The sequence below is a fragment of the Pseudomonas sp. BF-RE-25 genome (genome assembly GCF_019956105.1).
In the GTDB taxonomy this organism is placed as follows: Bacteria; Pseudomonadota; Gammaproteobacteria; order Pseudomonadales; family Pseudomonadaceae; genus Aquipseudomonas; species Aquipseudomonas migulae.
This window is the reverse complement of record NZ_JAHBDB010000011.1, coordinates 61,310-76,101: the sequence shown is the minus strand read 5'-3', so window position 1 is coordinate 76,101 and position 14,792 is coordinate 61,310. Positions and strand designations below refer to the sequence as shown.

12 protein-coding genes are annotated in these 14,792 nt (G+C 59.6%); 4 read left to right on the top strand and 8 right to left on the bottom strand.

The annotated features are described in order from the left end of the window. Positions 1-35: 35 nt before the first annotated feature. From efeO (KGB24_RS06050) to efeO (KGB24_RS06040), 3 genes are read left to right on the top strand one after another with little or no spacing between them, the layout of a single operon-like run. The gene (gene efeO, locus KGB24_RS06050; protein WP_223414278.1) at positions 36-1,235 is read left to right on the top strand and encodes an iron uptake system protein EfeO; all 1,200 of its coding nucleotides are present in this window, start codon (positions 36-38) and stop codon (positions 1,233-1,235) included. A gap of 17 nt (positions 1,236-1,252) precedes the next feature. Next, positions 1,253-2,551, top strand: coding sequence for an iron uptake transporter deferrochelatase/peroxidase subunit (gene efeB, locus KGB24_RS06045; RefSeq protein WP_223414277.1), 1,299 nt, complete (start codon positions 1,253-1,255; stop codon positions 2,549-2,551). A gap of 25 nt (positions 2,552-2,576) precedes the next feature. After that, positions 2,577-3,401, top strand: a complete 825-nt coding sequence (gene efeO, locus KGB24_RS06040; RefSeq protein ID WP_223414276.1) for an iron uptake system protein EfeO — start codon at positions 2,577-2,579, stop codon at positions 3,399-3,401. 54 nt (positions 3,402-3,455) lie between these two features. Here the strand turns inward: efeO (KGB24_RS06040) and KGB24_RS06035 are convergent, their stop codons facing one another. The 3 genes from KGB24_RS06035 to KGB24_RS06025 are packed head-to-tail and all read right to left on the bottom strand — an operon-like array spanning position 3,456 to position 6,763. Next, positions 3,456-4,421 (bottom strand): HlyD family secretion protein, encoded by a 966-nt coding sequence (locus KGB24_RS06035; protein WP_223414275.1) that lies wholly within the window; start codon positions 4,419-4,421, stop codon positions 3,456-3,458. Between the two features lie 4 nt (positions 4,422-4,425). Continuing rightward, the gene (locus KGB24_RS06030) at positions 4,426-4,626 is read right to left on the bottom strand and encodes a DUF1656 domain-containing protein (RefSeq protein WP_008026537.1); all 201 of its coding nucleotides are present in this window, start codon (positions 4,624-4,626) and stop codon (positions 4,426-4,428) included. Next, complete coding sequence (locus KGB24_RS06025) at positions 4,616-6,763, bottom strand: FUSC family protein (RefSeq protein WP_223414274.1); 2,148 nt, start codon at positions 6,761-6,763, stop codon at positions 4,616-4,618. The genes KGB24_RS06030 and KGB24_RS06025 overlap by 11 nt, the downstream gene beginning before the upstream one ends. Positions 6,764-6,942: 179 nt before the next feature. Here KGB24_RS06025 and KGB24_RS06020 point away from each other — a divergent pair, with 179 nt between their 5' ends. Next, on the top strand, positions 6,943-7,998 hold the full coding sequence (locus tag KGB24_RS06020) for a tetratricopeptide repeat protein (protein ID WP_223414273.1): 1,056 nt from the start codon (positions 6,943-6,945) through the stop codon (positions 7,996-7,998). Between the two features lie 181 nt (positions 7,999-8,179). On the opposite strand, the gene KGB24_RS06015 is transcribed toward KGB24_RS06020, so the two are convergent. From KGB24_RS06015 to KGB24_RS05995, 5 genes are all read right to left on the bottom strand, one after another. Continuing rightward, positions 8,180-8,557 carry a response regulator gene (locus KGB24_RS06015; protein ID WP_008026542.1) on the bottom strand — a complete coding sequence of 126 codons (378 nt, stop codon included), beginning with the start codon at positions 8,555-8,557 and terminating at the stop codon, positions 8,180-8,182. Positions 8,558-8,634: 77 nt separating this feature from the next. Continuing rightward, complete coding sequence (locus tag KGB24_RS06010) at positions 8,635-9,816, bottom strand: hybrid sensor histidine kinase/response regulator (protein WP_008026544.1); 1,182 nt, start codon at positions 9,814-9,816, stop codon at positions 8,635-8,637. Further along, positions 9,810-10,403, bottom strand: coding sequence for a chemotaxis protein CheB (locus KGB24_RS06005; RefSeq protein ID WP_008026546.1), 594 nt, complete (start codon positions 10,401-10,403; stop codon positions 9,810-9,812). The genes KGB24_RS06010 and KGB24_RS06005 overlap by 7 nt, the downstream gene beginning before the upstream one ends. Beyond that, the gene (locus tag KGB24_RS06000; protein WP_223414272.1) at positions 10,400-11,233 is read right to left on the bottom strand and encodes a CheR family methyltransferase; all 834 of its coding nucleotides are present in this window, start codon (positions 11,231-11,233) and stop codon (positions 10,400-10,402) included. Before KGB24_RS06000 ends, KGB24_RS06005 begins: the two co-directional genes overlap by 4 nt. Then, positions 11,233-14,724, bottom strand: a complete 3,492-nt coding sequence (locus KGB24_RS05995) for a response regulator (protein ID WP_223414271.1) — start codon at positions 14,722-14,724, stop codon at positions 11,233-11,235. The genes KGB24_RS06000 and KGB24_RS05995 overlap by 1 nt, the downstream gene beginning before the upstream one ends. Between the last annotated feature and the right edge of the window lie 68 nt (positions 14,725-14,792).

The window sequence follows — 14,792 nt, the reverse complement described above, 5'->3', positions numbered from 1 at the left end:
CGCCAATGCATTTTTTCCAGTCAGTAAGGGCACCCATGTCAAATCAAGCCCCTCCTCAGGCCTCCCCTCCCCGTGCCTTGCGCTGGGCGGTGGCCGGTTCGGTGATCGTGATGATCGCCGCCGGCGGCCTGTTCTACTACGCCTCGAAAATGGCCTCGGCCAAACGCCAGGCCAACCATGACGAAGTGCTGGTGACCATTCACCCCCACAGCTGCGAACCGAACGCGTTGACGGTGCCGGCCGGTCGCGCCAGTTTCCGCATCGTCAACCGTTCGGATCGCGCCGTTGAATGGGAAATCCTTGACGGCGTGCTGGTGGTCGAAGAACGGGAAAACATCGCGCCTGGCCTGAGTCAGGTGATCAACGCCAACCTGTTGCCCGGCGATTACGCGATCACCTGCGGCCTGCTGAGCAACCCGCGTGGCACGTTGCACGTGACATCCACCGCGGCGTCCGATGCCGCGGCCAAAGCCAAGCCGTCGATGGTGGCTTTCGTCGGGCCGTTGTCGGAATTCCGCGTTTACCTGAGCAGCCAGAGCACCGCGCTCATCAAAGCCGTCACCGCGCTTGAACAAGCCATCGAAGCCGGTGAACTGAGTCAGGCGCAAGCGTTGTACGTCCCGGCGCGCAGTGCCTACCAACGCATTGCCCCGGCCACGCAACGCCTGGCGGAACTGGACAACACCATCAACGCCCGTGCCGATTACTTTGAAAAGCGCGAGCAGGACCCCGGCTTCGCGGGCTTCCATCGCCTGGAATATGCGTTGTTCCAGCAACGCAACCTCGACGGCCTGACACCGGTAGCCCAACAGCTGCTGACCGACGTCACCACGCTCAAGCAACAACTGCTCGCGCAATCGCTGCCCCCGGAACAACTGGTCAGCATCGTGGTGCGCAACCTCAATAACCTCGGCGATGTACGCGCCAGCAGCGGTGAAGAAGAACGCTACAGCCACACCGACTTGAACGGTTTCGCCGGCAACCTCGAAGCTGCCCGCAAAGTCGTCGACCTGTTGCGTCCGCTGCTGACCAAGTCCGCCGCCGAACTGCTGCCAACCATCGACAGCGCTGTCGCCAGCCTTGATGCCGAACTCAACGGTTTCAAGGTCAAGGACGGCTTTGCGAGCTACGACACGGTCGGCGCCACACAACGCAAACAGATCGCCGACAAGGCCAAGGCACTGGCCGATGCACTCGATGGAATCGATCCCGCCCTTGGCCTTTCCGGCCTGTAGCAGAAGACGACATTCAGATGAACGATTCAGAGCAATTCAACTTCCAGCGTCGCCGGGTATTGATGGGCATGGGCGCCACCGGTGTGGCGTTGGCCGCTTCGGCATTGAGCTGCCCGGCCATGGCCGCCAGCCCGGCGCAAGTCACCGAAGCACCGAGCAGCGACCGGACCGAAGACCACCACGACTTCCACGGCCAGCACCAAAGCGGCATCGTCACCCCGCGCCCGGCGTCGGGCATGTTGGTGTCGTTTGATGTGTTGGCCAGTGACCGCGAAGACCTCGAACGGCTGTTCCGCACGCTCAATGAGCGCATCGCGTTCCTGATGAAGGGCGGCCCGGTGGCGCAGGTCGATCCAAAACTGCCTCCGGTGGATTCAGGGATTCTTGGCCCGGTGGTCACACCGGACAACCTGACCATCACCGTCTCGGTGGGTGAATCGTTGTTCGACGAACGCTTCGGCCTGGCCAACGCCAAACCGAAACGGCTCAGCCGCATGGTCGGTTTCCCCAACGATGCGCTGGAAGCCGATTGCTGCCACGGCGACCTGAGTTTGCAGTTCTGCTCCAACACCACCGATACCAACATCCACGCCCTGCGCGACATCGTGAAAAACCTGCCGGACTTGTTGCTGGTGCGCTGGAAACAGGAAGGCAGCGTACCGCCCCAGGCACCGGCGAAACCCGGTGTGCCGGCGCAGAGTGCGCGTAACTTTCTGGGCTTTCGCGATGGCTCGGCCAACCCCGACTCCAATGACGCCAAGGCCATGGATCGCATCGTCTGGGTCCAGCCCGGCAGCGACGAACCGGCGTGGGCCATCAATGGCAGCTATCAAGCGGTGCGGATCATCCGCAATTTCGTTGAGCGCTGGGACCGCACGCCGTTGCAGGAACAGGAAAGCATTCTCGGCCGGGTCAAAAGCACCGGCGCGCCCATGGGCGGTGCCCACGAAACCGAGGTTCCGGATTACGCCAAGGACCCGGAAGGCAAGCTGACCAAGCTCGACGCGCACATCCGTCTGGCCAACCCGCGCACCGCCGCGAGTCAGGCCAACCTGATCCTGCGCCGGCCGTTCAACTACTCAAACGGCGTGAACAAGAACGGTCAGCTGGACATGGGCTTGCTGTTCATCTGCTACCAGGCTGACCTGGAAAAAGGCTTCATCACCGTGCAAACCCGCCTCAACGGCGAGCCGCTCGAGGAGTACCTCAAGCCGGTCGGCGGCGGGTACTTCTTCACCCTGCCGGGTGTGACGGGCGACCAGGATTTCATCGGCCGCTCGCTGCTCAACGCCACACAAACAAAAGCCACCGCCTAACCAACCCCCAACACGGAACCGTCCCATGAAAAAGTCGCCACTCGCGTTATTGCTGACCCTTGGTTTGCTCAACACCCCGTTTTCGGCTTTCGCGGCGACGGCGCCGCTGGAACTGGTGGGGCCGATTTCGGATTACAAGATCTACGTCACCGAGCAACTGGACGAACTGGCCAGCCACACTCAGAAATTCACCGATGCGGTGAAGAAAGGTGATCTGGCCACCGCGCAAAAACTCTACGCGCCGACCCGGGTTTACTACGAATCGATCGAGCCGATTGCCGAGCTGTTCAGTGACCTCGATGCGTCCATCGACTCCCGTGTCGACGACCACGAAAAAGGCGTGAAAGCCGAAGACTTCACCGGTTTCCACCGCATCGAATACTCGCTGTTCTCCGAGAAGAGCACCAAGGGCCTGGGCGAACTGGCCGATGGCTTGAACAAAGACGTCAAGGACCTGCAAACCCGCGTGGCCGGCCTGACCTTCCCGCCTGAAAAAGTGGTGGGCGGCGCGGCGGCGCTGCTGGAAGAAGTCGCCGCCACCAAGATCTCCGGCGAAGAGGATCGTTACAGCCACACCGACCTCTATGACTTCCAGGGCAACATCGACGGCGCCAAGAAAATCGTCGACCTGTTCCGTCCGCAGATCGAGAAGCAGGACGCGGCGTTCATTGCCAAGGTCGACAAAAACTTTGCCACGGTGAACAAGACGCTGGCGAAGTACAAAACCAAGGATGGCGGTTTTGAGACCTATGACAAAGTGAAAGACAACGACCGTAAAGCCCTGGTCGGGCCGGTGAATACCTTGGCTGAGGATTTGTCGACGCTGCGTGGAAAACTGGGTTTGAACTGAAGTTTTTTCGCGCCGGGAAGGACTTCATCGCAGGCAAGCCCGCTCACACAGGGGCTAGCGGCGATCTTGAGAATTGCGGGTTTCCTGCACGGTCACTGTGGCTGTTGTCCCGGCCCGCAATTTGTCCTTGCCGGCATAGTCAGCGTCAATTCTGATCCGCACCGGCACCCGTTGCGCCAGCTTGACCCAGGTGTAACTCGGGTTGATGTTGGCCAACAGGCGGCCGCCCGGCAGGTTCTCGCGGTCGGCGATGGCGAAGGCAATGCTTTGTACCGTGCCGCCGAAGGTTTCGCCGCTCATCAATTCGATCCTGACCCGATCACCCTCCTCGATTCTCGGCAGCTTGGTTTCTTCGAAATAGCCGCTGACATAAAACGAGTCGCTGTCCACCAACGCCAACAATGCGCCCCCGGCCGCGGCATAGTCGCCCTGTCGGGTCAGCAGGTTGGTGACGTAACCGCTGACAGGCGCTTCGACCCGGGTACGCTGCAGATCCAGTTCCGCCTGAGTCAAGGCCGCGACAGCCAATTGCACATTGGCCTGCGCCAGCCCCAGGTTGGCCTGGTTACGCAGCAACTCGGCCTGTGCTACCGCCACCTCGGTGCTGGACTTTTCCCATTCTTCGCCTGAAATCGCGAAGCGTTGCTTGAGCGTGCGCCGCCGGCGCTCTTCACTCTGACGCTGGCGCAACATCGCTTCGCTGGCGACAATCGTTGCTTCGGATTGGCCGAGAGTGGCCTTCGAAACCTCCACCGAACGCTTGGCATGCTCCACTGCGAGAACGTAGCGAGCCGGGTCGATCTCCAGCAGTAACTGGCCCTTGTCGACATGCTGATTGTCCTGAACCCTCAGCGTGACAATGCGCCCCGAGACATCGGCGGACAAGGTCACCACATCAGCCCGCACCCGTGCATCGCGAGTCCAGGGTGCGCGGGTGTAATGCTCCCAGGCGAACCAGCCGAGCACAAAGGCCAGCAGCACCACAGCCACCGTTGTGAGCCGGGCAAGGATCTTCTTCAAGGCATCAAGCTCCCATCACCAGAATCAGCGTCGCGCAAACGCAGGCGTACAACGCACCTTCAAACAAGGCTTCGTGCCAGACGAACCGCAACACACCAAGACGGCGCAAGGTCCAGTCCAGTAGCAGGAAAATCGGCAAGGCCAGCAACAGCGCCTGCGCGATCGGCGGCAAATAGACGCCGCCTACTTCCAGGTCAATGGGCAAGGATGGGGTCTCCTTCCTGTCCGGCGGGTTGAAACCAGGCGCGATATCGCTCCAGAAACGACACCACAATCAATAGCGCCACGCGCATCCTGAAAACCGACCACAGGTGTTTATGAACGTCCAGATGCAAGTCGTCCATTTCATCACCCAGGACATGCAAGTTCTCCAGCAACCGTTCAAGGTCGATCCCGGCGCGCCCGGCAATCAATCGCCCTGTCTCGCGGACCGCCGCCAGCAAACGGTTCAATTGATCGGTACTGAGCAACGTGTTGTCTTGCGCCTGTTGCCTGAGCTGATTCAACGCCACGCCCAGTGCCATGCACCCGAGGCTGACTTCAAACAGGTCTCTGGAATGCTTGTCACTGATGGCCGGCAACAATCCCAACATCATGGTCAGGCGGTCGACCATGCGGCTTTCAAACGCAAATTGTTGCTCGTCGGTGGCCGGGGTCTTCAGCAAAGCGTAGACCTGCTCGCAGTTCTCATTGAACAGCCGACGCATTCGCAAAACGGGTCGGAACGGGAAAATCAGGGCATAGACACTGAGTGCGAGTGCGGTGGCACTGATATAGGCGCCGGCAAACTCGAACCACTGAGTTGCGGTGTTTTGCCCGACGCCGACGTTTTGCGGGCCCAGCAACAGCATCGTCGTCAATCCGAGGCCGATGCCCGTGCCGGTGGTTGGCGGGCTCGACAGCCCCACCGCGACGGCATACAGCAACGGCGCGAGCAGCAAGGCCAGCAGTTCGAAGCCATTGATCATCGGAATCAGCAAGAACAGGTAGAGCGCCGACACCACCAACGACAGACCCAACCCCCTGGCAAAGCTTTGGCTGGCCAGTAATGGCCGAGGGAAAGTCGCCATCAGCGAACAGAGAATCCCCACCACAATCATCCCGCCCCGGGCCCCATCCCAAGCGGTCTCGATCCAGATGAACCCGGCCACCACCAATGCAGTAAAGGCGCGGATTGCGTTCATTGCCGCCAGCGTATAGTCCAGATGCAACGGATTCTCCTGGCCGCGGAATACGCTACTGGCCGCCCGCTCTTCCTGGATCGCGTCGCTCAGCTCCAGCATCTGCCCCAGTTGCTCCAACATCCGGGCTTGTTCCCAGCGCAGTGCCCAGGCTAGAGAACGCAACGTGGCAGGCATTGTCTCGGTGAGTTGTTCAGCCTTGTAGGCCTGATCATCGAAACGCTGTTGCAACGCCGAGAAATGGTGCCGCGCCTCGCTCGACAGCGAGCGCCCTTGCAGGGCCAGTTGATCGAGGAAGGCCAGCTCTTCGGCGCGCAAACGCTGGATTTCCTCGGGTAATGCCCCTTGCCAACGCTCGGTCAGCAGTTCTCGCTGGTGACGCAGCGCCGTCAGCCGCGAGGTCAGTAACACGAGCTGATTGCCCAGTAACTGCACGAGACCATTGGCGCTGCGTAACCGTGGCGCGTCGAAATACAAATGCCTGCGCACCCCTTCAAGGGCGCTGATTTCCCCCAACAGTTGCATCTGCCGGCGGTGAAAGTCAGCCTCGCTTTCTTCGGTGCGAATGACCGCAGCGGCATGGGTTGCCAGCAGCTTGATGACTTGATCGATTTTGGCGAAATAGTCCCGGGCCACGGTTTCCGGGCGCGCGGTGAGCAGGCTGACCACACACACGCAGGCCACCGCCAGCAAGGTTTCGGTGACGCGGGTCACGGCCAACAGGAACGTGCCGTCCTGATCAGGTACTGCCAGCAATGCCACGACCACCGCGGTGTAGCCGCTCAAGACAAACGCCTGGGAACTGGTATAGCGCAATAAGGTGCCGCCGGCGGTACACAATGCCAGCCACAAGGCCAGGGTAACGATGAAAGGCAACGGCGCCTGGGGAAAAACCGCCATGATCAACACTGCGACGACGGCCCCGAATGTGGTGCCGATGACTTGGCCGAAGCTGCGGGCCAGGGTCATTCCGCCCAATGGCTGACTGACGATGACCACCGCCATGATCGACCACTTGGGTTGGTCGAGGTCGAACAGAAACGCCAGGTACAGCGTCAACAGCCCCGCCGCGATGGTTCTCAACGCGAACAACACCACCCCTGGCCCAGGGTTGAGTATTGCCTTGAAGTATTGAAGCAGCGGTTGCATGGGAACGCTCATCGGGTCATCTCCAGCAAGCGTAGTCACTGCTTCGGCGGCTCGACAGGGTTTCAGTGTCGACAGCACTTGTAGGAAAAATACTGACTATTCACCGCGTAATGGCCTCAGGGTTTGACTCACAGCCCGGCCTGACCGAAGCTGGCAGCCTTGCAAAAGCTAGCCAGCTCCCGGATTCCTGCATGCCCCAGTCCCGCCGTTACCTGATCATCAGCTTCTGTGTCCTGTTTGCCATCGGCCTTGCGTGGCTGTTGCTGCGCAGCACAACGCCCGTAGTGCCGGAGGCGATCAAGCGCGGTTACAGCGAAGCGCTGAACCAGGCGCGGGCGGGGCAACCGGGCGCCGCGCGGGTTTTATATCAGCAGTTGGGTCGCCCTGACATATCCCCCAAACGCCGCGTCTGGCTGCATGCCGAACTGCCCAATTATCCCAGTCCGCTTGCTTTGAAACTGGCGGATGCAGACCTGCAACACCCGGCGGCCGAGGTGCGCATCGCGGCGATCAAGAGCATCAGCGGTTTAGTCCCCAGCGGGCAGCGCAGCCTGCTGTTGGGCCCGTTGCTCGATGACAGCGAACAAAACGTGCGGTTTGCCGCGGTGAACGCATTGCTTGGATTGTCACCGGACGACCTTGGTTTGTATTTTGGTCCGTTGCAGCAGGCGATCGACACGTGGGAGCAAGTGCTCACGAGCGCGCCCGACAGCGCGGACAACCAGTACCAGTTGGCCCGGCTGCACTTGCACAACGGCGAATTCAAGGCGGCGCAACAGGCGCTCGAGAACACTTTGCGCCTTGCGCCTGACAATCTGCCGGCACTGGTGATGCAGATCGAGGTGCTGGACAAACAGGGCCAAGGCGAAGCCGCCCGGTTGCTATTGGCCAAACAGTTGAAGGCTCAACCCGATTCTGCCTACCTGCAACATGCCCTGGGGCTCTGGTTGCTGCATCACGGGCAGAGTGAGTTCGCCCTGCTCGGCCTGTCCAAAGCCGTGGAGCTGGAACCAGACAACAAGGACTACCGCTACGACCTCGCCACCACGCTACACGGCGAACAAGAGCTGGAAGCGGCACAGAAACAGTTGCAGGAAATCGTCCAGCGCCATCCGGCCGACCGCAAGGCACGGGTGTTGTTGATCAACTACTGGAAAGAAAGCGGGCAACTGCAAAACGTGCAGATTCTGTTGGCGCAACTCGAACAGCTCAATCCGGACGATCCCGCCCTGCAGCAAGGGCTTTAAATCATTGTTGATCTTGCGGTCGCCATCGCCAGCAAGCTGGCTCCTACAGGATCGGGGCAACACGACGCAGCATTGTAGGAGCGAGGCTCGCCCGCGAAGAACGATAACGCGCAGTGTCAGAACATACGCCATCGCCAGCAAGCCGGCTCCTACAAGGTCGGGACAACCTGTCGAGCCATGCTCAGGACAGCATGTCCTGCATTATTTCCTGCAACACATCCAGATCAAACGGCTTACCCAGAATCGGCGCCGTGCGCGTGATCGGACTGTCAGTCTCGCGGATTTCCTGCGGGTAGCCGCTGATGAAAATCACCTTGAGCTCCGGTCGCAGTTTCACGGCGGGCTCGGCGATCTGCACGCCGGAGATCCCGCCCGGCAGGCGGAAGTCGGTGATCATCATGTCCAGATGCGGCTTGCTCGCCAGAATCTCGAAGGCCTGCTCGCCGTTTTCGGCCTGCAATACCCGGTAACCCTCACCCGACAGGTAGGCCGACAGCACCATCAGGATCGAAGGGTCATCCTCGACGATCAGTACGACATCTTGTGCATCTTCACTCATGGGTAGCCTTTGTTCGGTCAATAGCTGCTGATACGACCGTGAGGTCGATCAGAGGTTGCGTTTAAATGGCTGTTTTCCTACAGCGGCAGACAAACGCGAAACAAGGCGCCTTCGCCAATCCGGCTCTCGACGGTAATGGTACCGCCATGGGCGGTCACAATCTGTTCTGAAATAAACAACCCCAGGCCCAGTCCGGCGACGGCGTGTTTGGCCGAAACCCGTTCGAACTGCTGGAAAATACGCTTCTGGTTTTCTTCACCAATGCCGATCCCCTGATCGCGTACGTCCACCCGCGCCTGACCGCTCTCACTGTACACCTTCACGGTGATCGGGCTCTTCGCGCCGTATCGCAAGGCGTTGGTCAGCAGGTTGGAAATCACCTGTTCTATACGAAATTCGTCCCAATTGCCCTCCACCGGATGCTCGGCGTCCAAGGTGACCGAGGATTCGGCGGCATCGATCTGCGGGGCGAAATTTTGTAACAAGTTGCGCACCAGCGCCGACAGATCGAAGCGTGTCGGTCGGATCGACAGCTTGCCAGTGCGAATGCGCGACACATCGAGCATGTCTTCGATAAGGCGAATCAGGCTTTTGATCTGCCGTTCGTCACGATCGACCATCGCGTGCATCTTTTCCAGGGTGAACGCTGCGGCGTTGTCGCGCGCCAGGTGCATCTTGCGCAGCTGGGTTTCGAGGATCAGGCCGTTGAGCGGCGTACGTACTTCGTGGGCGACGATGGACATGAAGTCATCGCGCATGCGCACCGCCTGCTCCAGTTCCAGTTGGGTGCTCTGCAACTGTTTAAGCAGCGCTTCCTGCTCGCGGCGGCTCTGCTCCAGCGCTTCGACCTGTTGCTTCATGGCCTTGCTCTGGCGGAACAGATCGACGAACACGTTGACCTTGCTCTTGACCGCGTGGATATCCAGCGGCTTGTGCAGGAAGTCCACGGCGCCGCTTTCGTAGCCCTTGAACGCATAGTTCAGCTCACGGCCGGCGGCACTGACGAACACAATCGGGATGTTCTTGGTTTTTTCCGTGCCGCGCATCAACTCGGCCAGTTCGAAGCCGTTCATGCCAGGCATCTGCACGTCGAGAATGGCCATGGCGAATTCGTGTTGCAGCAACAGCGACAAGGCTTCGTCGGCGGACAAGGCTTTGTAGACGATGCGGTCTTCGCGTTTGATCAGCGCTTCAAGCGCCAACAGGTTCTCCGGCAGATCGTCGACAATCAGCAGTTTGGCCTGGATGTTACTTAGCATGCTATTCGTTCCAGCTCGACAAGCAGACGGCCGATGTCGTTGATAGGGAGAACATGGTCTGGCTGGTGAACATCCAGCGCCGCCAGGGGCATGGTCGCGACTTGGGCTTCTTTCGGATCCTGGACGATGGTCAGGCCGCCACGCTGTTTGACCTCGGCCAGGCCGCTGGCGCCATCGCGGTTGGCGCCGGTCAACAGCACGGCGGCCAGGGCGGGACCGTAGGCATCCGCCGCCGACGAGAACAGAAAGTCGATGGCAGGCCGCGAATAATGCACGCGGTCTTCCAGGCTCAGGGAAAAGCTGCGGTCCTGCTCCACCGACAAGTGATAGCCCGGCGTGGCGAAATACAGCGTGCCCGCTTCAATCAGCGTCTTGTCATGGGCCTCGACAACGCGCATGGCGACTCTTCGGGAAAACACGTCGGCGAGATGGCTGCGACGCTCGTCCGGCAGGTGCAGCACCACGATGATCGGCAGCACGAAGCCTTCGCGCAGAGGGCTGAGGATGCTCAGCAACGCCTCCACGCCACCGGCCGAAGCCCCGATCACGATAGCCTCCACAGAAGGCAATTTCGCTGCACTGTTCATGATTTACGGTAGATCCGTTCTTGTTTGACCAACGGCTCGAACTGGTTGCCGAAGGCCGAAAAATCCGGGGTTTCCTTGCTGCCCAGCACCAGAAAACCGCGATGACAAAGGGATTCATGGAACAACCCGAACGCCCTGTCCTGGAGCTTTTTATTGAAATAAATCAAAACATTACGGCACGAAATTAATTGAGTTTCTGAAAAGACACTATCGGTCGCCAGGCTGTGGTCGGCGAAGGTCACGTTCTCACACAAACTCTTGTCGAAAATCGCGTAGCCATACGCCGCCGTGTAGTAGTCGGCGAATGAACGCTGGCCACCTGCCTGCTGGTAGTTATGAGTGTAGGCCCGGACATTCTCCATGGAGAAAATCCCCTGCTTGGCCTTGTCCAGGGAGCGCGGATTGATGTCAGTGGCATAGATGATGGTGCGATCGAGCAAACCTTCCTCGCGCAGCAGAATCGCCATCGAGTACACCTCTTCTCCGGTGCTGCAACCGGCGATCCAGATCTTGATCGAGGGGTAGGTCTTGAGCAGCGGCACCACTTCCTGGCGAATGGCGAGGAAGTGCGAAGGGTCGCGGAACATCTCGCTGACCGGGATCGTCAGCAATTGCAGCAACTGCATAAACGCAGTTGGATCGTGCAGCACCTTTTCCTGCAACGCCGAAATGGTCGCGCACTCGAACTGGCTCAACGCATGCTGGACGCGTCGTTTGATCGACGCGCCGGAATAATCACGAAAGTCGTAGCTGTATATGAGGTAGATCGCCTCGATCAACAACCGCAATTCGATTTCGCTACTTCGCTCCACTGAATAATTGCGTTCCACTAAATGCGTTCCATCTTCGGTAACCACACGCGAATCAGCGAGAACAGGCGATCCAGGTCGATGGGCTTGGCCAGGTAATCGTTGGAGCCGGCCTGCAGGCAGCGCTCCTGATCGTCCTTCATGGCCTTGGCCGTCACCGCAATGATCGGCAGCTTGCGCCAGCGCGGGTCCTGACGGATCAGGCTCGTCGCCTCGAAACCGTCCATCTCCGGCATCATCACGTCCATCAACACCAGATCGATGTCCTCCACTTCATTCAGTCTTTCAATCGCCTCACGACCGTTCCGGCCGATGACCACGATTGCGCCCTTTTGCTCCAGCGCGCTGGTAAGGGCGAAGATGTTGCGCACATCGTCGTCCACCAACAGCACTTTGCGACCCTCGAAGACCTTGTCGCGGCTGCGCGCGGTCTTGAGCATCGTTTGCCGTTCATGGGACAACCGCGATTCGACTTTGTGCAAAAAGAGTGTGACCTCATCCAGCAGACGCTCCGGCGAGCGTGCACCCTTGATGATGATCGAGCGCGAATACTTGCGCAGTTCGGTCTCTTCATCGCGAGTGAGGTTGCGCCCGGTGTAGACGATCACCGGCGGGAACGAACAGATGTCCTCGGTGGACATGCGCTTGAGCAGATCATTGCCCAACATGTCGGGCAGTTTCAGGTCGATGATCATGCAGTCGAAAACGGTGGTGCGCAGCAGGTCCAGCGCATCCTGCGCGAGGCCGACCGCAGTGATCTCGATGTCATCGTCGCCGATCAACCGGGCAATGCTGTCGCGCTGCAAGTCATCGTCTTCCACCAACAGCACGCGCTTGACCTTCTGGGTCAGCTTGGCTTCGAGGCGGGCAAACACGTCCTTGAGCTCTTCACGGGTGGTCGGCTTGACCGCGTAACCGATGGCGCCCATGTGCATCGCGGCTTCGACCCGGTCTTCGACCGAGATCACATGCACCGGGATGTGTCGGGTTTCGGCGTGTTCCTTCAGGCGCTGCAACACGGTCAGGCCAGAGTGGTCCGGCAGGCGCATGTCCAGCAGGATCGCGTCGGGAATGTATTCCTTCGCCAGGTCATAACCTTCGTCGGCGCCGTGGGCCACCAGGCACTGATAACCCAATTCGTGGGCCAGATCGTAGAGGATGTGCGCGAAGTTCGGCTCATCTTCCACCACCAGAATGCAGCGAGTGGTGAAAGGTGCCTTGCCTCGATCATCGTCGAAACGCGGGATATCGACTTCAGCGATCAGCGGCACCAGGGCAGGCGCCGGTGCTCTCGGAGCCATCGCAACCGGTGAGGCCTGCATCGGCTCGACCGGCGTCTCGCCCGGTTCAACGTATTGCTGCGGCAAGACCAGGGTGAACACACTGCCCTGCCCCGGTTCGCTGGTGACGCTGATGGAACCGCCAAGCAGTGCCGCCAGATCGCGGGAAATCGACAGGCCCAGCCCGGTGCCGCCGTAACGGCGATTGGTGGTGCCGTCGGCCTGGCGGAACGCTTTGAAAATGCTTTCCTGTTGCTCCTGTGCGATACCGATCCCGGAATCGCGGACGATAAAGGCAATGCCGTCGCCGGGCTGGCTGGCGACGGTCAGGCTGACCGTGCCTTTCTCGGTGAACTTCACCGCGTTTGACAGCAGATTCTTCACCACCTGCTCCAGACGCTGGCGGTCGGTGAAAATCATCATCGGTGCGCCGGGCTGCACATCGACCTGGAAATCCAGCTGCTTGTCCGTCGCCAATGGCTGGAACATCCCGCGCAGACCGTCCACCAGGCGGGCGACGCTGGTGTTTTCCGGACGCATATCCAGCTTGCCGGCCTCGACCTTGGAAATATCGAGAATGTCGTTGATCAGGTTCAGCAAATCGTTACCGGCCGAATAGATCGACTCGGCGAATTTGACCTGTTCGGCGCTGAGGTTTTCCTGCGGGTTTTCCGCCAGTAACTTGGCCAGGATCAACGAACTGTTCAGCGGCGTGCGCAATTCGTGGGACATATTGGCGAGGAATTCGGACTTGTACTTGCTAGAGCGCTGCAACTCTTCGGCGCGCTCTTCGAGCTGGGTCTGGGCCTGATTGAGTTCGGTGTTCTTCAGGTCCATGGCATCGCGTTGCTCGGCCAGAGTCAGGGCCTGTTCGGCAAGCTGTTCGTTGGTCTGCTCCAGCTCGACCTGCTGGGTTTCCAGATGCGCCTGGGATTCCTTGAGAACCCTTGATTGTTCTTCAAGCTCTTCGTTGGCGGTCTTGAGTTCTTCTTGCTGGACTTGCAGTTCTTCGTTGAGTTGCTGGGTTTCGGCCAGCACTTCCTGCAAGCGTTGACGATAGCGCGCGGCCTCGATGGAAGTGCCGATGTTGCCGGCAATCAGTTCGAGCAGTTCGATGTCGCGGTCGTTCAACGGGCGCAGGAAGCCGAGTTCGATGACCCCGTTGACCCGATCGTCATCACTGGTCGGCACCACCAGCACGCTGTGCGGCAAGCCTTCACCAAGGCCGGAACTGACCTTGAAATAGTTGCTTGGTACATTGTCGAGGCGTATCAGCTTCGCCTGTTGCGCCACTTGCCCGACAATCCCTTCGTCGCTGTAAATCTGTTGTTCAAGGGCTTCCTGCTCACGGGAAAAACCGTAAGAGGCAATGCGCTTGAGGCCGCCATGTTCTTCACGTACATAAATAGCCGCCACCGCCGTGCCGAGGTATTGCGCGCAAAACTGCAGAATGTTGCGCCCCAGCAGATTGAGCGACAGTTGCCCCAGCACTTGCTCGGCCAGTTCGGTCTGGCCGTTGCGCAGCCAGGCTTGCTGTTCCAGTCGATGAGCACTGGCCTGCTGCGCGGCCAGGTTGGCGCTGTAGCTTTGCGAAAGGTTGAGCAGATCCCGACGGCCAATGTAGGCGAGCAACCCGCTGATGCCGACAATGAACAGCAGATAAAGGCTGATACTCCAGATCGTGCTGCGGCGCACTTCTTCGTTACGCGTAGCGCGTAACTGCTGCTCCATGTCGATCACGTCTTCGAATTGCTTGCGGATTTCATCAGTCAGGCGTTTGCCGCGTCCGGCCTTGATGGCGCTGCGGTAGTCACCGCCCGCATGCTGCAAGTCGATCATGTTCTGCGCGTAAGTCGCCCATTCACTCTGCAGGGCCTGGAGCCGTTGCAGGCGGTCGGTTTGCACCGGGTTGTCCGCCGTCAGTTCGAGCAAGGTCTTGACCGCTACCGCGACTCTCGGCTTGGCGGTTTCGTAGGGTTCAAGAAATCTCTCGTCGCCACTGAGCAGGAAACCGCGCATGCCGGTCTCCAGATCGACGGTCAGCTTGACCGCTTCATTGGCGTTATTGATCACCCGGTCGGTGTGCTGGACCCACTGGATCACCGACAGCAGATAGGTGATCAGCGAGACAAAGAACACCGCACTGAGCACACCGACACCCAACGGCAGGCTGACGTTGCGGCTCAGGAGTTTACGAAATCGTTGCTCGTCAACCGAAGACGCAGTGGTCATGGGAGGGCCTTGTCGAACTGTTGGAATGCAGGGAGTCTGCCTCAAATCTGCCGCATTGATCCAATTTT

What these genes read in the sequence shown, in the direction of transcription:
- KGB24_RS06020 (WP_223414273.1), top strand. Translation starts at nt 6,943, where the DNA reads ATGCCCCAGTCCCGCCGTTACCTGATCATCAGCTTCTGTGTCCTGTTT.
- KGB24_RS06015 (WP_008026542.1), bottom strand. Translation starts at nt 8,557, where the DNA reads ATGAGTGAAGATGCACAAGATGTCGTACTGATCGTCGAGGATGACCCT.
- KGB24_RS06025 (WP_223414274.1), bottom strand. Translation starts at nt 6,763, where the DNA reads ATGAGCGTTCCCATGCAACCGCTGCTTCAATACTTCAAGGCAATACTC.
- efeB (WP_223414277.1), top strand. Translation starts at nt 1,253, where the DNA reads ATGAACGATTCAGAGCAATTCAACTTCCAGCGTCGCCGGGTATTGATG.
- KGB24_RS06005 (WP_008026546.1), bottom strand. Translation starts at nt 10,403, where the DNA reads ATGAACAGTGCAGCGAAATTGCCTTCTGTGGAGGCTATCGTGATCGGG.
- KGB24_RS06010 (WP_008026544.1), bottom strand. Translation starts at nt 9,816, where the DNA reads ATGCTAAGTAACATCCAGGCCAAACTGCTGATTGTCGACGATCTGCCG.
- efeO (WP_223414278.1), top strand. Translation starts at nt 36, where the DNA reads ATGTCAAATCAAGCCCCTCCTCAGGCCTCCCCTCCCCGTGCCTTGCGC.
- KGB24_RS05995 (WP_223414271.1), bottom strand. Translation starts at nt 14,724, where the DNA reads ATGACCACTGCGTCTTCGGTTGACGAGCAACGATTTCGTAAACTCCTG.
- efeO (WP_223414276.1), top strand. Translation starts at nt 2,577, where the DNA reads ATGAAAAAGTCGCCACTCGCGTTATTGCTGACCCTTGGTTTGCTCAAC.